The sequence below is a fragment of the Pantoea sp. ICBG 985 genome (genome assembly GCF_002928365.1).
Lineage (GTDB): Bacteria > Pseudomonadota > Gammaproteobacteria > Enterobacterales > Enterobacteriaceae > Pantoea > Pantoea dispersa.
Map to the genome: position 1 here is coordinate 118,646 of NZ_POWM01000009.1, position 19,679 is coordinate 138,324.

At 55.7% G+C, this 19,679-nt stretch carries 21 protein-coding genes; 1 reads left to right on the forward strand and 20 read right to left on the reverse strand.

Annotated elements, in window-relative coordinates; genetic code table 11:
• The first annotated feature begins 44 nt into the window (after positions 1 to 44).
• Positions 45 to 707: a 6-phosphogluconate phosphatase gene (gene yieH / locus C1Y42_RS21610; protein ID WP_021506922.1), complete on the forward strand. Its 663-nt coding sequence runs from the start codon at positions 45 to 47 to the stop codon at positions 705 to 707.
• Between the two features lie 147 nt (positions 708 to 854).
• Here yieH and C1Y42_RS21615 read toward each other — a convergent pair whose 3' ends face one another.
• The 20 genes from C1Y42_RS21615 to atpI all read right to left on the reverse strand — a co-directional run bounded on the left by C1Y42_RS21615 (position 855) and on the right by atpI (position 19,624).
• Positions 855 to 2,093, reverse strand: a complete 1,239-nt coding sequence (locus C1Y42_RS21615; protein WP_088516154.1) for an MFS transporter — start codon at positions 2,091 to 2,093, stop codon at positions 855 to 857.
• 119 nt (positions 2,094 to 2,212) lie between these two features.
• Positions 2,213 to 2,947 carry a phosphate signaling complex protein PhoU gene (gene phoU, locus C1Y42_RS21620; protein WP_021506924.1) on the reverse strand — a complete coding sequence of 245 codons (735 nt, stop codon included), beginning with the start codon at positions 2,945 to 2,947 and terminating at the stop codon, positions 2,213 to 2,215.
• Between the two features lie 14 nt (positions 2,948 to 2,961).
• Complete coding sequence (pstB, locus tag C1Y42_RS21625; protein ID WP_021506925.1) at positions 2,962 to 3,735, reverse strand: phosphate ABC transporter ATP-binding protein PstB; 774 nt, start codon at positions 3,733 to 3,735, stop codon at positions 2,962 to 2,964.
• A gap of 44 nt (positions 3,736 to 3,779) precedes the next feature.
• On the reverse strand, positions 3,780 to 4,667 hold the full coding sequence (gene pstA / locus C1Y42_RS21630) for a phosphate ABC transporter permease PstA (protein ID WP_021506926.1): 888 nt from the start codon (positions 4,665 to 4,667) through the stop codon (positions 3,780 to 3,782).
• On the reverse strand, positions 4,664 to 5,626 hold the full coding sequence (pstC, locus tag C1Y42_RS21635; RefSeq protein ID WP_058770723.1) for a phosphate ABC transporter permease PstC: 963 nt from the start codon (positions 5,624 to 5,626) through the stop codon (positions 4,664 to 4,666). Before pstC ends, pstA begins: the two co-directional genes overlap by 4 nt.
• Positions 5,627 to 5,712: 86 nt before the next feature.
• On the reverse strand, positions 5,713 to 6,756 hold the full coding sequence (gene pstS / locus C1Y42_RS21640; protein WP_021506928.1) for a phosphate ABC transporter substrate-binding protein PstS: 1,044 nt from the start codon (positions 6,754 to 6,756) through the stop codon (positions 5,713 to 5,715).
• A 143-nt stretch (positions 6,757 to 6,899) separates the two neighbouring features.
• Entirely contained in the window at positions 6,900 to 7,709 is an 810-nt protein-coding gene (locus C1Y42_RS21645) for a hypothetical protein (protein WP_104094320.1), read from the reverse strand.
• Between the two features lie 35 nt (positions 7,710 to 7,744).
• Complete coding sequence (locus tag C1Y42_RS21650) at positions 7,745 to 8,236, reverse strand: fimbrial protein (protein WP_104094321.1); 492 nt, start codon at positions 8,234 to 8,236, stop codon at positions 7,745 to 7,747.
• The gene (locus C1Y42_RS21655) at positions 8,237 to 8,719 is read right to left on the reverse strand and encodes a fimbrial protein (protein WP_104094322.1); all 483 of its coding nucleotides are present in this window, start codon (positions 8,717 to 8,719) and stop codon (positions 8,237 to 8,239) included. It lies immediately after the preceding gene.
• Positions 8,720 to 8,952: 233 nt separating this feature from the next.
• The gene (gene glmS / locus C1Y42_RS21660) at positions 8,953 to 10,782 is read right to left on the reverse strand and encodes a glutamine--fructose-6-phosphate transaminase (isomerizing) (protein WP_104094323.1); all 1,830 of its coding nucleotides are present in this window, start codon (positions 10,780 to 10,782) and stop codon (positions 8,953 to 8,955) included.
• A gap of 180 nt (positions 10,783 to 10,962) precedes the next feature.
• Positions 10,963 to 12,333 carry a bifunctional UDP-N-acetylglucosamine diphosphorylase/glucosamine-1-phosphate N-acetyltransferase GlmU gene (glmU, locus tag C1Y42_RS21665; RefSeq protein ID WP_031279605.1) on the reverse strand — a complete coding sequence of 457 codons (1,371 nt, stop codon included), beginning with the start codon at positions 12,331 to 12,333 and terminating at the stop codon, positions 10,963 to 10,965.
• A gap of 287 nt (positions 12,334 to 12,620) precedes the next feature.
• Positions 12,621 to 13,040, reverse strand: a complete 420-nt coding sequence (locus C1Y42_RS21670; RefSeq protein WP_021508191.1) for a F0F1 ATP synthase subunit epsilon — start codon at positions 13,038 to 13,040, stop codon at positions 12,621 to 12,623.
• Between the two features lie 24 nt (positions 13,041 to 13,064).
• Positions 13,065 to 14,462 (reverse strand): F0F1 ATP synthase subunit beta, encoded by a 1,398-nt coding sequence (gene atpD, locus C1Y42_RS21675; protein ID WP_021508190.1) that lies wholly within the window; start codon positions 14,460 to 14,462, stop codon positions 13,065 to 13,067.
• Positions 14,463 to 14,525: 63 nt separating this feature from the next.
• Positions 14,526 to 15,392, reverse strand: a complete 867-nt coding sequence (atpG, locus tag C1Y42_RS21680) for a F0F1 ATP synthase subunit gamma (RefSeq protein WP_021508189.1) — start codon at positions 15,390 to 15,392, stop codon at positions 14,526 to 14,528.
• 52 nt (positions 15,393 to 15,444) lie between these two features.
• Positions 15,445 to 16,986 carry a F0F1 ATP synthase subunit alpha gene (gene atpA, locus C1Y42_RS21685; protein WP_021508188.1) on the reverse strand — a complete coding sequence of 514 codons (1,542 nt, stop codon included), beginning with the start codon at positions 16,984 to 16,986 and terminating at the stop codon, positions 15,445 to 15,447.
• 14 nt (positions 16,987 to 17,000) lie between these two features.
• Entirely contained in the window at positions 17,001 to 17,534 is a 534-nt protein-coding gene (gene atpH, locus C1Y42_RS21690; RefSeq protein WP_021508187.1) for a F0F1 ATP synthase subunit delta, read from the reverse strand.
• A gap of 14 nt (positions 17,535 to 17,548) precedes the next feature.
• Positions 17,549 to 18,019, reverse strand: coding sequence for a F0F1 ATP synthase subunit B (gene atpF / locus C1Y42_RS21695; protein ID WP_021313757.1), 471 nt, complete (start codon positions 18,017 to 18,019; stop codon positions 17,549 to 17,551).
• A gap of 108 nt (positions 18,020 to 18,127) precedes the next feature.
• Positions 18,128 to 18,367 (reverse strand): F0F1 ATP synthase subunit C, encoded by a 240-nt coding sequence (atpE, locus tag C1Y42_RS21700; protein WP_003849523.1) that lies wholly within the window; start codon positions 18,365 to 18,367, stop codon positions 18,128 to 18,130.
• A 49-nt stretch (positions 18,368 to 18,416) separates the two neighbouring features.
• On the reverse strand, positions 18,417 to 19,235 hold the full coding sequence (gene atpB, locus C1Y42_RS21705) for a F0F1 ATP synthase subunit A (protein ID WP_031279833.1): 819 nt from the start codon (positions 19,233 to 19,235) through the stop codon (positions 18,417 to 18,419).
• Positions 19,236 to 19,243: 8 nt separating this feature from the next.
• The gene (atpI, locus tag C1Y42_RS21710; protein WP_021508185.1) at positions 19,244 to 19,624 is read right to left on the reverse strand and encodes a F0F1 ATP synthase subunit I; all 381 of its coding nucleotides are present in this window, start codon (positions 19,622 to 19,624) and stop codon (positions 19,244 to 19,246) included.
• Between the last annotated feature and the right edge of the window lie 55 nt (positions 19,625 to 19,679).

Consider the following 19,679-nt stretch of genomic DNA (forward strand, 5'->3'; position numbering starts at 1 on the left):
GCGCTAGAGTGACAGCTTATTGTTTACTAAAAGGATGAGGCGCGATGTCAGTTGAATGTATCTTTTTTGATTGCGATGGCACGCTGGTCGACAGCGAAGTGATCTGCACGCAGTCCTACGTCAACACCTTTGCCCGTTACGGTATCGAACTCTCGCTGCAGCAGATGTTTGAGCAGTACAAAGGGGTGAAGCTTTACGACATCATCCGCGATGTGACGGCACAGCATCAGGTGACACTGCCGCTGGCTGAGGTGGAGAGTGCCTACCGCGCGGAAGTGGCGCGCCTGTTTGATCTTGATCTGCAGCCGATTGCCGGCGCCAGAGCGCTGGTGGAGCGCGTGAAGGTGCCGATGTGCGTGGTGTCGAACGGTACGGTGAAGAAAATGGAGCATTCGCTGGGGCTGACCGGCATGCTGCCGTATCTGAGCGGACGCCTGTACAGCGGCTATGACATTAATCACTGGAAGCCGGATCCGGAGCTGATGTATCACGCGGCGGAACAGATGCAGGTGCCGATTGAAAAGTGCATTCTGGTGGATGATTCAGAGGCTGGCGCGCGGGCTGGCATCGCCGCTGGCATACCGGTGTTTTACTATTGTGCCGATGCACACAATCCGGTGATTGATCACCCGCTGGTGACGCGTTTTGACGATATGGCGCAGCTGCCAGCACTGTGGCGTGCACGTGGCTGGGATGTGGTCAGGTAAGTGCGCGCAGCCCCCTCATCCCAGCCTTCTCCCGCCAGCGGGAGAAGGGGCCGATCGAGCGGGGTTGAACAAAAGTGCCCACCCACATACCGCACCAGACGGTTCCCTCTCCCGTTTGCGGGAGAGGGTTAGGGTGAGGGGAAAAAATCACCCAATCGCGCCCAGCGAATCCTCATTGCCCTGGCTTTTTGGCAGCAGGAACAGCGTAGCGACAATATCCAGCAGATAAATCAGCGCCAGCAGCGTAATCGCAGCGGTGAATGAAATATGCGTGGCCAGCATGCCGATCACCAGCGGGCCGAAACCGCCGACGCCGCGGCCGAGGTTGAACAGCACATTCTGCGCGGTGGCGCGCGCCTGCGGTGGGAAAGTGTCCGAGATCAGCGCGCCGTAGCCGCCAATCATGCCGTTAACAAACATCCCCATGATGGCACCGGTAAACAGCATCACCGTCGGGTCGCGCAGCTGGGCGTAAACCACCACCATCGCCACGGCGCCAAACTGGTACAGCAGGAAAATCTTCCAGCGCGCAAAGCGGTCCGCCAGTACGCCGAACAGCCAGATGCCGAACGTCATGCCCACCACCGTAACGGCCGTCCACAGGCCGGATTTGGTCAGGCTGAAGCCGAAGCTGGAAGAGAGATAACTTGGCATCCAGATCATCAGGCCGTAATAGCCAAAATTCTGCACCGAACAAAGAATCAAAATGCCGAGGCTGGCTTTGCTGGTGGCGCGATCGGCAAACAGCAGTTTAATGCGCGCGGAAAAGGAGAGCTGCGGGGCCTTTTCCACATGGCGGGTGAAGGCTTCCGGCTCGCCCATGCTGCGGCGAATCACAAACGACACCAGCGCCGGCAGCAGGCCAACCAGGAACATACCGCGCCAGCCAATCACGCTCAGCAGCGGCGGCGTGATAAAGGCCGCCAGCAATACGCCGAGCTGCCAGCCGATACCGACCCACGCCGAGGCGCGGTTGCGCTTCTCCTTCGGCCAGGCTTCGGCAATCAGCGCCATGCCGATGCCAAACTCACCGCCCAGTCCCATGCCGGCCAGCGTACGATACGCCAGCAGATCCCAGTAGCCCTGCGCCACGGCGCACAGCCCGGTGAACAGCGAGAACATCAGGATCGTCACGGTCAGAATGCGGATGCGGCCGTAGCGATCGCTCAGATGACCAAACACAATGCCGCCGACCACCGCGCCGATCAGCGTCCAGGTCACCAGCGAACCGGCCTGCGACGCATCCAGCGCCAGCGACACGCTGATCGCCGGCAGCATAAATCCCAGAATCAGCAGATCAAATCCATCCATGGCATAGCCGCTGACGGCAGCCACCATCGCTTTCGCCGGCGTAACGGCGGTTTTGTTGTTATTTGCAGAGGACATAAAACAGCACCTGGCAGAAAAATGTGCGCCAAGTATAAAGAGAGCGGCAGGTTGAGAACAGGCAGAAATCAAGCGCACTGCCTGTCAGCCTCAGCGCTAACAGGCAGTCATCACGTCAATCAGGAGGGTTTATTGCTGCCGTCGTCGCCCGACAGCAGTTCATCCAGCTTGTCACCGCCAACGTGACGGAAATCCTGACCTTTCACGAAATAGAAGATAATTTCGCAGATGTTCTGGCAGCGGTCACCGATGCGCTCGATAGCGCGCGCGCAGAACAGCGCGGTGAGCACGCTGGGAATAGTGCGCGGATCTTCCATCATGTAGGTCATCAGCTGGCGCACGATACCTTCGTACTCTTTATCCACCTTTTTGTCTTCGCGGTAGATCTTGATGGCTTCGTTGAGATCCATGCGCGCGAAGGCATCCAGCACGTCGTGCAGCATCTGCACGGTGTGATGTCCGAGCGACTCGAGGCTCACCAGCAGCGGCAGGTGCTGCTGACCGAACTTCTCCAGCGCGGTACGGCTGATCTTCTCCGCCACGTCGCCGATGCGTTCCAGCTCCGAAATGGTTTTGATGATCGCCATCACCAGACGCAGGTCGCTGGCGGTAGGCTGACGCTTGGCGATGATGCGCACGCAGGCTTCATCAATCTCCACTTCCATCATGTTGACCTTCTGGTCACCGTCGATCACCCGGCGCGCCAGTTCGCCATCCTGGTTATGCATCGCGGTGATGGCATCGGTAAGCTGCTGCTCCACCATGCCACCCATGATCATCACCTGGGTACGAATGTGCTCCAGCTCCGCGTTGAACTGACCGGAGATATGTTTGTTCAGATTTAAATTATCCATGTTTCTCTCCTGAATCAGCCGTAACGACCGGTGATGTAATCTTCTGTCTGCTTCTGCGCTGGCTTGGTAAACAGCGTGTCGGTGTCGCTGAACTCAATCAGCTCGCCCAGATACATAAACGCCGTGTGATCGGAACAGCGCGCCGCCTGCTGCATGTTGTGGGTCACGATGACCACGGTGTAATCCTGCTTCAGCTCGGTGATCAGCTCTTCGATGCGTCCGGTGGAGATCGGATCCAGCGCCGAACATGGCTCATCCAGCAGCAGCACTTCCGGGCGAATCGCGATGCCGCGCGCGATGCACAGGCGCTGCTGCTGACCGCCGGAGAGACTGTAACCGCTCTGGTGCAGCTTGTCTTTGGTTTCATTCCACAGCGCGGCTTTGCTCAGCGCCCACTGCACGCGCTCGTCCATATCGGCACGCGACAGCTTCTCAAACAGCCGCACGCCAAAGGCGATGTTGTCATAAATCGACATCGGAAACGGCGTCGGCTTCTGGAACACCATACCGACGCGCGCGCGCAGCAGGGCGATATCCTGATGCGATGCCAGAATGTTGTCGCCATCCAGCAAAATTTCACCCTCAGCACGCTGCTCCGGATAGAGCGAGTACATTTTGTTGAAGGTGCGCAGCAGGGTGGATTTGCCGCAGCCCGACGGACCGATAAACGCCGTCACCTGGTTTTTGGCGATATCCAGATTAATGTTCTTCAGCGCGTGGAACTTACCGTAGTGGAAGTTCAGATTGCGCACCTGAATTTTACCGGCAGAAGGAGTTGCCATACTCATTGCTCATCTCTCATGTGCAGCGCCGCCGAAGCCGCGCCGGAAAATTAGTGTTTGCCTTTGGCGAAAATCACGCGCGCCACGATGTTCAGCAGCAGCACGCACAGCGTAATAATCAGCACACCGGCCCACGCCAGGCTCTGCCATTCGGCAAACGGGCTCATGGCGAATTTGAAGATGGTCACCGGCAGGTTGGCCAGCGGCTGCATCATGTCGGTGCTCCAGAACTGGTTCGACAGCGCGGTGAACAGCAGCGGTGCGGTTTCACCGGCAATGCGCGCAATCGCCAGCAGCACACCGGTAATGATGCCGGAGACCGAGGCTTTCAGCGTAATAGCCGAGATCATCTTCCACTTCGGCGTGCCCAGCGCATAAGCCGCTTCACGCATGCTGTCCGGCACCAGCCGCAGCATATTTTCGGTGGTACGAATCACAATAGGCACCTGCAGCAGCGCCAGCGCTATCACACCGGCCCAGCCGGAGAAGTGCTGCATCTGCGCCACCACGATGGTGTACACGAACAGGCCGACCACAATTGACGGTGCGGACAGCAGGATATCGTTGATGAAGCGAATCACTTCCGCCAGCCAGTGCTTGCGGCCATATTCTGCCAGGTAGATACCCGCCAGAATGCCCAGCGGCGTGCCAAAGAAGGTGGACCAGAAGATCAGCAGGCCGCTGCCCGCCAGGGCGTTCGCCAGACCACCGCCCGCGGTGTTGGGCGGCGGCGTGGATTCGGTAAACAGCGTCCAGCTCAGGCCATCGATCCCTTTCGTGACGGTGGTGAACAGGATCCAGATCAGCCAGAACAGGCCGAACGCCATGGTCAGCAGCGAGAGCGTCAGGGCAATTTTGTTTTTGGTGCTGCGCCACGCCTGCATTTTACGGCGTGAGGCTTCCAGCTCGGCGCGCGCCTGCATTTCAATTGCTGTCATGAACGGGCTCCTTCACTCTTCGCCAGACGCAGGATCATCAGTTTGGAGATCGCCAGAACGATAAAGGTAATCACGAACAGAATCAGGCCCAGTTCCATCAGCGCCGCCACGTGCACGCCGGATTCGGCTTCGGCGAACTCGTTCGCCAGCGCTGAGGTGATACTGTTGCCGGGCATAAACAGCGACGCGCTGTCCAGCTGGTAGGTATTACCGATGATAAAGGTGACCGCCATGGTTTCGCCCAGCGCGCGGCCGAGACCCAGCATCACGCCGCCGATCACGCCGTTTTTGGTAAACGGCAGCACGATGCGCCAGATCACTTCCCAGGTGGTGCAGCCGATGCCGTAGGCCGACTCTTTCATCATCACCGGCGTCTGTTCGAACACATCGCGCATCACCGAGGCGATGTAAGGGATAATCATGATGGCGAGGATCACGCCCGCCGCCAGAATGCCGATGCCGAAGGCCGGACCGGAGAACAGCGCGCCGACGATCGGGATATTTGCCAGCACCTCGCCAACCGGCGTCTGGAAATACTCCGCGAACAGCGGAGCAAAGATAAACAGGCCCCACATGCCGTACACGATGCTGGGAATGGCCGCCAGCAGCTCAATCGCGGTACCCAGCGGACGGCGCAGCCAGTTTGGTGCCAGCTCGGTCAGAAACAGGGCGATACCGAAACTCACCGGCACCGCGATGATTAAGGCAATCAGTGAGGTTACGAGGGTGCCGTAAATCGGCACCAGCGCACCAAATTCTTCGTTTGGCGCATCCCAGGTTTTGGTCCACAGAAAGGAGAAGCCAAATTTCTGGATGCTCGGCCAGGAGGAGAAAATCAGGGAGACGATAATGCCACCCAGCAGCAGTAACACGATCAGCGCGGAGAGCTTCACCAGCGCGCCGAATATCATGTCGCCTTGCTTGCCCGGTGCTTTAAACGTCGGCTTAGTGGCAGCCATAGAATTCTCGATCTCAGAGGGTAATCAGGGCGGCAACAAGGCCGCCCATCAGGCTGGCCAGCGCGGACGCTGGCCGGGTCATACACTTACTGGTACAGCGCTTTACCGGAACTGTCTTTGATGTTGGCTTTCCAGGCAGCACGAATCTGATTCGCTACGCTCTCTGGCAGCGCTGCGTAATCCAGCGCCGTAGCGGTTTTGCTGCCGCCTTTGTACGCCCAGTCAAAGAACTTCAGCACTTCACTGCCCTTCTCCGCATTCGCCTGCTCTTTGTAGATCAGGATGAAGGTGGTTGAGGTGATCGGCCATGCATCGTTGCCTTTCTGGAAGGTCAGATCCTGGGCAAAGGATTTGCTCCAGTCAGCGCCTTTAGCGGCGTTCGCAAAGCTGGCTTCGCTCGGTGCCACTGGCTTGCCATCGGCATCAACCAGTTTGGTGTAAGTCAGGTTGTTCTGTTTGGCGTAGGCGTACTCTACGTAGCCAATCGAGCCTGGCAGACGCTGTACAAACGCGGCCACGCCGTCGTTACCTTTACCGCCCAGACCGGTTGGCCAGTTGACGGTGTTGCCTTTACCGATTTTGCTGTTCCAGGTCTCGTTCACTTTAGACAGGTAGCTGGTGAAGACGAAAGAGGTGCCGGAACCATCCGCGCGGCGCACCACGTTGATGTTGGTGTCTGGCAGCTTCACGCCCGGGTTCAGTTTGGTGATCGCCGGATCGTTCCACTTTTTGATGGTGCCGAGATAGATGTCGCCGACCGTTTTACCGTCGAGCGTCAGCTCACCGGATTTAACGCCGGGAATGTTCACCGCCAGCACCACGCCACCGATCACCGTCGGGAACTGGAACAGGCCATTTTTCTGCAGATCTTCCTCTTTCATCGGCGCATCGGACGCACCGAAATCCACGGTTTTGGCGATGATTTGCTTCACGCCACCCGAGGAACCAATACCCTGATAGTTGATTTTGCTACCGGTGGCTTGCTGATACTCTGCTGCCCACTTGGCATAAACCGGTGCCGGGAACGTCCCGCCTGCGCCTGTCAGGTCGGTGGCTGCAAAAGCAGAAACCGCGCTTACTGCGAAGGTGGCGGCGAGAATTCGGGCTACGGTGCTACGCATCAGTGTCATGTTCCCTCCAGGGGATTAAAAATCAGGCTTGACGCCGTTTTAGTAAGAGTCATTGATTGCTGCTGGAGGCAAAATAGGACAGTTTGATGACAGTGAAATGTACGAATTGTGACAGTTATATGACAACCGGGTCGGCTGGCAAATCAGAGGTAATTAATGAAAACCACCGTGCTGCCGGTAAAGTTACCGGGACTGGGGGTTGTTGAGGAAAGCGTCGAAATCAGCGTGAACGGCGTCGTCACGTTAGCCCGCACTAATCGCGGTTTATTCAGGCTCCCGTCAGCCAGTGATAACAGCGTACTGATGTTGTTGCTCAGTTTGAGGATATTGATCCCACCGGCAAGCGCAAAACTGATATTCACATCACGGTTGCAGAAAAGCGAGAAGTTAACGCTGGCTTTGGCGCCATTAACGGCGGCCGGGGCCAGCGTACCATGATTAATATTCAGCGCGGCTCCGCTTACCGAACAGGATACCGGCACCACCGGAATGTTGACGCAAGGTGCCCAGGGCGCAACCATTCCGGAATAGTCAGTTACGGTCGCGGAGGCTGTCACAAAGCTGCCGCAGTATGAACTGTAATAACGGGTATCTGAGTTACGCAGAAACTTGCCACCCCGACCATTAAAACGGATAAAACGTTCAGCCACCGAGGCCAGGCTCTCGCCCTGATCGACGTAAATTTGTGGCCCGCCCGCAGCGCTGAATACGGTGCCATGCCCGATAAACCAGGCGCTGACACCGATGCCTGCTGCGCAGGTTCTCTCTGAAGAGTTACAGCGGGCATAGCCGGATATCATACCGACATCCACCACTGACCAGGTAATTTCAACCTGGCTTGCGTTGACCCAGCGAATGCCATCCACGCGCGGGGCTTCCATCGCTTGCGCTGAAAAGAACAGCAGCAGGCCAGCGAAAAAAGCCAGATAGCGGAAAACAAGCCCTGTTAGCATTGGTCTAATCCTGTGGTTGCGTCAACGCCGATCATCTACTGGTACTCAACCACCAGCGCAGCAAAAGCAGAAAAGTCACCGCTGGTTAACACCGCGGCGTTTTTTTTCACCGGTATCACCTGAATGACGGGCAGCGCAGGAAAGGTAAACGGCAGCCAGTTATTCAGTGCCAGGGCGTTTTCGCCATTTTTACCGCTTAATATCTGAATCGCCAAATCACGCTGGCTGGTCGCCAGCAAAGCAGAATTAAATGCGCTTCCGGTGCCACTGATTTGTACACGCATACTCTTATCGGGATTATTGCTACAGGTTAACGTCCAGGAGACAGGTTTTCTGTAGCTGTCGCCATTGATTTGGGAAATAACCACTGAACCAAATTCCACCATAATTGGCTTTTCGCCGTTAATCTGACATAACGGCGGCTCGATGAGTTTTCCACTGAAGTTAGCCTGCACGCTGAAAGCAGCCACTGCGCTATACTTCAGCATAGCGGGCAGCAATAGTGCCATTAACCACGTACGTTTCATTTATTGCAGTTCCACTACCAGTGTTGCCGCTGAAGTAAAACTTCCACCCGTTAAACTGCTGCTGTTATCTTTCACCGGGACGGCCGTAATAACCGGCAGCGCGGGATAAGTAAAGTTTACCCAGCTGGTATTAATATTTAACCTTTCAGCGTTAGACTTAAAAAACGCAATACCTAAACCGCTGACTGATGCGCGTAACGCACCGCTATCAAAGCTGGCTGCATTCCCCTGTAGCTGGATTTTAAGCGCATTAGAGGGAAGATTAGTGCAGGAAAGCGTAAATGACACAGGTTGCTGATACGCTTTCCCATCTATTTTATCGGTGCGCACATCGCCGAAATTAACACTAATCGGCATACCATTATTTATTTTACAGTCGGCAGGTACCATCACGTTACCGGAAATATTCACACTGAATGACGATGCCAGTGCATCGGATAAAAGCATCAGACACAAAAAAGTAAATATGAAATAACGCGCCATAAATTCCTACATGCAAAGAACGAGTTTGGCTTGCTACATGCATCAGAAAGCTTATGACTGAAAGGTTAAATTAAAGTTAAACAAAACAGAAGTGAAGGACAGCCAGCGAATTATGAAAGTTGATTTCACATATCAGGGAGAAATTAATTCACAACGTTCACAGAATTCACGATTAATTTAATCGGAACAACAATGAGTTAAAAAACCCGGCCTGTTTCCAGACCGGGCTACGCTTATTCCACCGTAACCGATTTCGCCAGGTTACGCGGCTGGTCGACGTCGGTGCCTTTGATCAGCGCCACGTGATAGGAGAGCAACTGCAGCGGCACGGTGTAGAAGATTGGGGCAATCACCTCTTCAACGTGCGGCAGCGGGATGATTTTCATGCCTTCGCTGTCGCTGAAACCGGCATCCTGGTCGGCAAACACATACAGCAGACCGCCGCGCGCGCGCACCTCTTCGATGTTGGATTTCAGCTTCTCCAGCAGTTCGTTGTTTGGTGCCACCACAATTACCGGCATATCGGCATCAATCAGCGCCAGCGGACCGTGCTTCAGTTCGCCCGCCGCATAGGCTTCGGCGTGGATGTAGGAGATCTCTTTCAGCTTCAGCGCCCCTTCCATGGCAATCGGATACTGATCGCCACGGCCAAGGAACAGCGCGTGATGCTTGTCAGAGAAGCCTTCGGCGAGATTCTCGATCACTTTATCCTGCGCCAGCATCTGTTCAATGCGGCTCGGCAACGCCTGCAGTGCATGAACAATCTCATGCTCGGTTTCAGCGCGCATGCCGTGCAGACGGCCCAGCTTCGCCACCAGCATCAGCAGTACCGTCAGCTGGGTGGTGAACGCTTTGGTCGAGGCCACGCCGATTTCGGTGCCGGCTTTGGTCATCAGCGCCAGATCTGACTCACGCACCAGTGACGAACCCGCCACGTTGCAGATGGCCAGCGAACCGAGATAGCCCAGCTCTTTGGACAGGCGCAGCGCTGCCAGCGTATCGGCGGTTTCACCGGATTGCGACAGGGTGATCAGCAGGCTGTTTTTACGCACCGCAGATTTGCGATAGCGGAATTCGGAGGCGATTTCCACGTCACACGGGATGTTAGCCAGCGACTCAAACCAGTAACGCGACACCATGCCGGAGTTGTAGGACGTGCCGCAAGCGATGATCTGGATATGTTCTACCTGGCTCAGCAGCGTTTCCGCGTTAGCGCCCAGTTCGCTGAGATCAACAATGCCGTCATGGAAGCGGCCGGCCAGCGTGTTTTTGATGGCGTTCGGCTGTTCGTAGATCTCTTTCTGCATGTAATGGCGGTAGACGCCTTTGTCGCCGGCATCGTACTGCGCATTGGATTCGATCTCCGCGCGCTGCGCCTGGTTACCGTGGCGATCGATAATCGTCACTTCGCGGCGGGTAATTTCGGCAATATCCCCCTCTTCGAGGTAGATAAAGCGGCGGGTCACCGGCAGCAGCGCCAGCTGATCGGAAGCGATAAAGTTTTCGCCCACGCCGCGGCCAATCACCAGCGGGCTGCCGGAACGCGCAGCCACCAGCACCGACGGATCGCGGCTGTCCATGATCACCATGCCATACGCCCCGCGCAGTTGCGTGATCACCCGCAGTACCACTTCGCGCAGCGTACCGCCCTGTTTCTGCTCCCAGTGCACCAGGTGCGCCACCACTTCGGTGTCAGTTTCTGAGGCAAAGCGATAACCGCGTGCGATCATCTGTTCACGCAGCGGTTCGTGGTTCTCAATGATGCCGTTGTGCACAATAATAATGTGCTCTGAGACGTGCGGATGCGCATTGGCTTCCGACGGCTCACCGTGCGTCGCCCAACGGGTGTGCGCGATACCGGTTCCGCCAATCAGCGGCTGCTGTTCCGCCGCTTCTGCCAGATTGGCCACTTTACCCAGACGACGCAACCGCGTCATGTGGCCCTGGCGATCGACAACCGCCAGACCGGCAGAGTCATAACCGCGATACTCAAGACGACGCAGCCCTTCCAGCAGAATTTCTGCGATATCACGCTGCGCTACTGCACCAACAATTCCACACATAGTAATTTCCTGACGTCATGGCTTTCGGCCATTGCGTTGTCATCTGACCTGATTGTTCCCCGAGCCTTGTAGAGAGTGGGGGATATCCCTTTCTATTCCAGGTTGCAGGTGCGTTAGCTGCCTGAAAGCCGGTATATTTCGGGTTTTTAATACCGGGCCGATCTTTGCCGGCCCTGACATTTATTTTTTCTTAACCGGACGCTGCCAGCCAGACTTCTGATTTTGCTCTTTGCGGTTATAGACCAGATCGGCAGCGGTAACGTCTTTCATCACCGTCGTGCCGGCGGCGATGGTGGCGCCCGCCGCCACGCTGACCGGAGCCACCAGCTGGGTGTCCGAGCCGACAAACACGTTGTCGCCGATAATGGTTTTAAACTTGTTGGCACCGTCGTAGTTGCAGGTGATGGTGCCGGCACCGATATTCACGCCCGCGCCAATCTCGGCATCCCCGAGATACGACAGATGGCCGGCCTTTGAGCCTTTGCCCAGCGTCGCTTTCTTCATCTCGACGAAGTTGCCGACGTGCGCCTGTTCAGCCAGTTCGCTGCCCGGACGCAGGCGCGCAAACGGCCCGACGGTGCAGGCGGCGGCCAGCGTGGCATCTTCAATCACCGAATAAGGACTGATTTCGCAGTCATCGGCAATCACGCTGTTTTTGATGATGCAGCCAGCGCCAATTTTTACCCGATGGCCCAGCGTGACGTTGCCTTCAATGATCACGTTGGTATCAATATCGACATCACGACCGTGCTGCAGCGTACCGCGCAGATCGAAGCGCGCCGGATCGCGCAGCATGACGCCAGCCAGCAGCAGCTTTTCTGCCTGCTCGCGTTGATAAGTGCGCTCCAGAGTGGAAAGCTGCAGACGATTGTTCACGCCATCGGTTTCGCTGATGCGCGCCGGGTGCACTGCGTTGATCACGCGGCCTTCCTGATGCGCCATGGCGATGATATCGGTAATGTAGAACTCACCCTGCGCATTGTGGTTGTTGAGCTGCGCCAGCCAGCGCTTCAGATCGGCACCGTTGGCGATCAGGATGCCGGTGTTGATCTCCTGAATCTTCAGCTGTTCGGCTGACGCATCTTTTTGCTCCACGATGCCGGTGATGGTGCCGTTTTCACGCACGATGCGTCCGTAGCCGGTGGGGTTATCCAACACCACGGTGAGCAGCCCGATGCCGCCAGCGGGTTTGGCGTCGCGCAGACGCTGCAGGGTTTCCTGGGCGATCAGCGGGACATCGCCGTACAGCATCAGGATATCTTCGTCATCAGCGAAGAACGGTGCCGCCTGCTGCATGGCATGGCCGGTGCCGAGCTGTTCCGCCTGCAACACCCAGTTCAGCGGGTTATGCGCCAGTTTCTCCTGCAGCAATTCACCGCCGTGGCCGTAGACCAGATGCACCTGCTGTGCGCCGAGGCCGGTAGCGGCATCAATAACGTGTTGCACCATCGGTTTACCTGCCAGGCTGTGCAGCACCTTAGGCAGATCGGAATACATGCGGGTGCCTTTGCCAGCGGCGAGGATCACCACGCTCATTGCGCTTGTCGACATAACTATCCTGACTCAATTTAGCTTTCGAAAGTGTAAGGTTTACCCCTGAGATTACTACATTTTTCTCCGTGCGAAATTAGCGGAAGAGGATGAGCGGTGGTGAGTGGCCAGCACGGGTCGCCGGGAAGGGCATAAGGTAAGGGCGTTGTGCCATTTTCGGTCGCCATCAATGGCGCCCCTGCGGGGTAATTGTGCGGTTTTGGACAGCATGCGCATTTATGCGCACCGGCAGCAGGCAAAAAAAATGCCAGCCCGGGGGCTGGCATTTCGTGACGCATAAAGCCTGATTACATCGCTTTTTTGGTCAGCTCGATGACGCGCAGTTTCGCGATAGCTTTCGCCAGCTCCGCAGAGGCCTGAGCATAGTCCACGTCGCCGTGGCTGCTGTTCATGTGCTCTTCTGCTTTACGTTTCGCTTCCAGCGCGCGCGCTTCGTCGAGGTCTTCACCGCGAATTGCAGTGTCGGCCAGAACGGTCGTGCTGCCCGGCTGTACTTCCAGCACGCCGCCAGAGAGGTAAATATACTCCTCTTCGCCGTGCTGTTTAACGATGCGAATCATACCAGGCTTGATGGCAGTCAGCAGCGGGGCGTGACCCGGGTAAATACCCAGCTCACCTTCGCTACCTGACACCTGGATACGCTGCACCAGACCGGAGAACATTTGCTGCTCCGCGCTGACCACGTCCAGATGATAAGTCATAGCCATACCACTCCTCCTGGGAAACCGTTATTACAGTTTCTTCGCTTTTTCGACAGCTTCTTCGATCGCGCCGACCATGTAGAACGCCTGCTCTGGCAGGTGGTCGAATTCGCCTTCCATGATGCCTTTGAAGCCACGGATGGTGTCTTTCAGCGTCACGTATTTACCCGGAGAACCGGTGAAGACTTCTGCTACGAAGAACGGCTGAGACAGGAAGCGCTGAATCTTACGCGCACGTGCCACCAGCAGTTTGTCTTCTTCAGACAGCTCGTCCATACCGAGGATGGCGATGATGTCTTTCAGCTCCTGGTAACGCTGCAGCAGCGACTGAACGCCACGCGCGACGTCGTAGTGCTCCTGACCGACGATCAGCGGATCCAGCTGACGGCTGGTAGAGTCCAGCGGGTCAACGGCCGGGTAGATACCCAGTGACGCGATCTGACGGCTCAGCGTAACGGTTGAGTCTAAGTGAGCAAAGGTGGTTGCTGGTGACGGGTCAGTCAGGTCATCCGCAGGAACGTAAACGGCCTGTACGGAGGTGATTGAACCGGTCTTGGTGGAGGTAATACGCTCCTGCAGCACACCCATCTCTTCAGCCAGCGTTGGCTGATAACCTACCGCCGATGGCATACGACCCAGCAGTGCAGAAACCTCTGTACCGGCCAGGGTGTAACGGTAGATGTTGTCGATGAACAGCAGAACGTCACGGCCTTCATCACGGAATTTTTCCGCCATGGTCAGACCGGTCAGTGCTACGCGCAGACGGTTACCCGGCGGCTCGTTCATCTGGCCATACACCAGCGCTACTTTATCGATAACGTTGGAGTCCGTCATTTCGTGGTAGAAGTCGTTACCCTCACGAGTACGCTCACCCACGCCGGCAAAGACCGAATAACCTGAGTGCTCAGCCGCGATGTTACGGATCAGCTCCATCATGTTTACGGTTTTACCCACACCCGCACCACCGAACAGACCGACTTTACCGCCCTTCGCGAACGGACACATCAGGTCGATAACCTTGATGCCGGTTTCCAGCAGTTCCTGCGAGTTTGACTGATCTTCATAAGAAGGCGCTGCGCGGTGAATAGAGGAAACCTCTACAGCGCTGCCGTCTTCTTCTTTCAGGTCGCCTTTCATGTCGATTGGCTCACCCAGCACGTTCATGATACGGCCGAGTGTTGCTTTACCAACCGGAACCTGGATAGGTTTTTTCAGGTCGGTGACTTCCAGACCGCGCTTCAGGCCGTCAGAAGAACCCATGGCGATGGTACGCACCACGCCACCGCCCAGCTGCTGCTGAACTTCCAGCACCAGACGAGCATCACCATTTTTTACCTCGAGAGCGCTGTATACCTGCGGTACCGCGTCCTGAGGGAATTCGACGTCAACTACGGCGCCGATAATCTGGACAATCTTTCCAGCTGCCATCTTGAATCCTCTACCTAATACGAGAATATCCGGCCGCGCTCGCGCGACGGGATATATGCCTGGTTAAACCGCGGAGGCTCCCGAGACGATCTCGGTAAGTTCCTGAGTGATGCTGGCCTGACGAGCTTTGTTGTACACCAACTGCAGCTCTTTGATCAGGTTTCCGCCGTTATCGGTTGCCGCTTTCATGGCCACCATACGTGCAGCCTGCTCACTGGCCAGGTTTTCCACCACACCCTGATAAACCTGCGATTCGACATAACGACGCAGCAGGGTATCCAGCAGCGCTTTCGGATCGGGTTCGTACAGGTAATCCCAGGTCTTCGCCTTCATCTCTTCTTCACCTTCCGCTGGCGGTAACGGCAGCAGTTGGGTAATGGTCGGAGTCTGAGACATGGTGTTATTAAACTTATTGCTGACGATATACAGCTTGTCGATGCGGCCTTCATCATAAGCCTGCAACATCACTTTTACCGGGCCGATCAGGTCGGACAGCGCAGGCTTATCGCCCATGCCGGTAACCTGAGCCACGACGTTGCCACCTACAGAGCCGAAGAAAGAAACGCCTTTGGAACCGATAATCGCCAGATCGCTCTGCACGCCTTTATCAGACCAGCCTTTCATTTCTGCCAGCAATTTTTTGAACAGGTTAACGTTCAAACCACCACAAAGCCCGCGGTCAGTCGAAACGACCAGGTAGCCGACGCGCTTAACGTCGCGCTCATCCAGGTAAGGGTGCTTGTATTCCAGATTACCCAGAGCAAGGTGACCAATCACTTTGCGCATGGTATCTGCATACGGACGGCTGGCCGCCATGCGTTCCTGCGTTTTACGCATTTTGGAGGCGGCGACCATTTCCATCGCTTTGGTGATCTTCTGCGTGTTTTTCACGCTTCCGATCTTGGTACGTATTTCTTTTGCGCCGGCCATTAGCTTCTCCTCAAAGCCTTGCGGCCTGCCTTTTCAGACAAGCCGCCAGACATTACCAGGACTGGGTTGCTTTAAACGTTTCGAGGAGGCCTTTCAGCTTCTCTTCGATTTCGTTGTTGTAGTTACCCGCCTGGTTGATTTCAGCCATCAGCTCCGCGTGTTCGCGATCGGCGAACGCCAGCAGAGCGGCTTCGAAGCTGCCGATTTTCGCCAGTTCAACGTCGTTCAGGAAGCCGCGCTCGGCAGCGAACAGTACCAGACCCTGTTGTGCAACAGACATCGGTGCATACTGTTTCTGCTTCAGCAGCTCGGTCACTTTCTGACCGTGGCTCAGCTGTTTGCGCGTTGCATCGTCCAGATCGGAAGCGAACTGAGAGAACGCTGCCAGTTCACGATACTGTGCCAGCGCGGTACGGATACCACCGGACAGTTTCTTGATGATCTTGGTCTGTGCAGCACCACCAACACGGGATACCGAAATACCCGGGTTAACGGCTGGACGAATACCGGAGTTGAACAGGTTCGATTCCAGGAAGATCTGACCATCGGTAATCGAGATTACGTTGGTCGGAACGAACGCAGAAACGTCACCCGCCTGGGTTTCGATGATCGGCAGCGCGGTCAGAGAACCGGTCTGGCCTTTCACTTCACCGTTGGTGAAACGCTCAACGTAGTCAGCGCTTACGCGTGATGCACGCTCCAGCAGACGAGAGTGGAGGTAGAACACGTCGCCCGGGAATGCTTCACGACCCGGCGGACGGCGCAGCAGCAGAGAAATCTGACGGTAAGCAACAGCCTGCTTAGACAGGTCATCATAAACGATCAGCGCATCTTCACCGCGGTCACGGAAGTATTCACCCATCGCGCAACCGGCATACGGAGCCAGGTACTGCAGCGCAGCGGATTCAGAAGCGGAAGCGACAACCACGATGGTGTTAGACAGCGCACCGTGCTCTTCCAGCTTACGTACCACGTTAGAGATGGTAGAGGCTTTCTGACCGATCGCGACGTAGACACACTTGATGCCAGAATCGCGCTGGTTGATGATGGCGTCGATGGCCATCGCAGTTTTACCGGTCTGACGGTCACCGATGATCAGCTCACGCTGGCCACGGCCGATTGGAATCATCGCATCGACAGATTTGTAACCGGTCTGAACAGGCTGGTCGACTGACTGACGGTCGATAACGCCTGGTGCAATCACTTCAACTGGTGAGAAGCCATCGTTGTCGATAGCGCCTTTACCGTCGATCGGTGCACCCAGGGTGTTAACCACGCGGCCCAGCAGGCCACGGCCAACCGGCACTTCCAGGATACGGCCAGTACACTTCACCTTCATGCCTTCGGCGAGGTCAGCGTACGGACCCATCACTACTGCACCTACAGAGTCACGCTCGAGGTTCAGTGCGATAGCGTAACGGTTGCCCGGCAGAGCAATCATCTCACCCTGCATTACATCGGCCAGGCCGTGTACGCGGATGATACCGTCACTTACAGAAACAATAGTACCTTCGTTGTGAGCTTCGCTCACGACATTGAACTGAGCAATGCGCTGCTTGATCAGTTCGCTGATTTCGGTGGAATTCAGTTGCATATGCTCCAGTCCCCTTAAGACTGCAAGACGTCTGCCAGACGGTCAAGACGGCCGCGCACGCTGCCATCAATCACCAGGTCACCCGCACGGATAACCACACCTGCCATTACAGACTTATCAATTTTGCAATTCAGCTTAACTTTGCGTGACAGACGTTTTTCCATCGCGGCGCTGATTTTACTCAGCTGGCTGTCACTCAGCGCACTGGCGGAGATCACATCAACTTCGGCTGTCGCTTCATAAGCGTCACGCAGTTGAATGAACTGTTCCAGTACCGCTGGAAGCGCTGTCAAACGTCCGTTCTCCGCCATAACCTTAATCAGGTTCTGAGCGTGTTCATCAAGTTGATCACCACAGACTGCGTTGAAAGAAGCAGACAAGGCTTCCGGTGCCAATGCACCGGAAAGGAGTTCTGCCATCTGTTCGTTGCGAGCCACTTCTGCGGCAAACGCCAGCATGGTCTGCCAGCGGTCGATACTTTGATGCTCAACAGCAAAGTCAAAAGCTGCTTTGGCGTAGGGGCGAGCTACAGTAATCAGATCAGACATCAGCCCCTCCCTCCTTACAGTTCAGCGACCAGTTTATCAACGATGTCGCTGTTAGCAGCTTCATCCACGGAACGTTCGATGATCTTCTCGGCGCCAGCTAAGGCCAGCAGCGCGACTTGCTTACGCAGCTCTTCACGTGCACGTGAGCGCTCGGCTTCGATTTCTGCCTGCGCCTGAGACACGATGCGGTTACGTTCAGTCTCAGCTTCAGTTTTGGCTTCGTCCAGAATCTGGGCACGGCGTTTGTTCGCCTGCTCGATAATGACCTGAGCTTCTTCTTTGGCTTTTTTCAGCTGGTCGGTCGCATTGGCCTGCGCGAGATCCAAATCTTTCTTCGCGCGTTCAGCAGAAGCAAGGCCTTCAGCAATTTCTTTCTGGCGCTTTTCGATGGCAGCCATAATCGGCGGCCATACGTACTTCATGCAGAACGCGACAAACAGGATGAACGCGATGGCCTGGCCGAGGATTGTTGCATTAATGTTCACAGCACAATGCCTCTTATTAAGTTAACTTGCTCTGCCGCTATCAGCGATAAACGGCAGAATCCGTTCCTCATCACACTGCGTGCCATGAGTGAACCACGGCTACAGGCTTTAGGCGACAGCAAACATCACGTAGAGACCCAGACCAACAGCGATCATTGGGATTGCATCCACCAGACCCATTACAACAAAGAACTGCGTACGCAGCAGAGGGATCAGATCCGGCTGACGCGCTGCGCCTTCCAGGAATTTACCTCCGAGGATGCCGATACCGATCGCAGCACCGATTGCCGCCAGACCCATCATCACAGCGGCAGCCATGTACAGCAGATCCATATTCAGGTTTTCCATGACAGTCTCCAGTTTGTTTCAGTTAAAAGCTAAGTTGTTGAGATAAAAATCAATGCTCTTCAGATGCCATCGACAGATAGACAATCGTGAGGACCATGAAAATGAAAGCCTGCAGCGAAATAATCAGGATGTGGAAAATGGCCCATGGCACATTCAGCACCCACTGCGACCACCACGGCAGCAGACCGGCAATCAGGATAAAGATCAGCTCACCCGCATACATGTTGCCGAACAGTCGCAGACCGAGCGAAACCGGTTTGGACAGCAGGCTAACACCTTCAAGAATCAGGTTGATGGGGATGAAGATCGGGTGATTAAAAGGCTGCAGCGTCAGCTCTTTGGCGAAGCCACCTACACCTTTCATTTTGATGCTGTAGAACAGAATCAAAATAAATACGCCCAGCGCCATAGACAGCGTGATGTTCACGTCTGCAGACGGCACGACGCGCAGCGCCGGCAGGCCCAGATAGTGCTCGCCGATAAACGGCAGCAAATCGATAGGCAGCAGATCCATGAAGTTCATCAGGAAGACCCAGACGAAAATCGTCAGAGCCAGCGGGGCGATAACTTTACTCTTACCGTGGTACATGTCGCGGACGTTGCTATCAACAAAGCCAACGACCAGCTCGATAGCCGCCTGCATTTTCCCTGGCACACCGCTGGTGGCGCTTTTCGCCACTTTACGGAACAGCACCAGGAACACCAGTCCCAGTACAACAGAGAAAAACATGGAGTCCAGGTTTAACGTCCAGAACGTTGCTGGCGCGTCGTGTGCATTCACCAGCTCGAAAGTACGCAGGTCCATCTGAAGATGTGTCAGATGATGACCTATGTATTCCTGCGGCGTTGAGATCTCTCCTGCGGCCATGATGCCTCTTACCCTTTGTTGTTAATTACAGCCGGCGCGACGATTTGTACCACCAGCACCGATAACCAGGTGATTGCGAGTGGCCAGAAGACCGCTCCAAATCCACCTAACGCCACAACGAGAAAAACAACGGTGGCAAACACCTTGAGCACTTCACCAAAGGCGAAGCTCCAGGCGACACGCCCTTTTGCCGGAGTTTGATCCTGCAGGCGCCAGGCTAAAAACATAAACAGTACGTTTGGCAGCCAGGCTGCCGCACCACCCGCGATGGCAGAGGCGCCCCAGGTGACATCTTTCAGGGCAAACAGCGCACCGATTACGACAAAGGTCACCAGCTGGATCACCAGCACGGTTCGGGCTAATTTCACACTGTAAAGAGACACTGACATGACGCTTAACTCTCCTGCCCCGAACGGGGTATGTCGCGTGTCGTATAAGACTGCC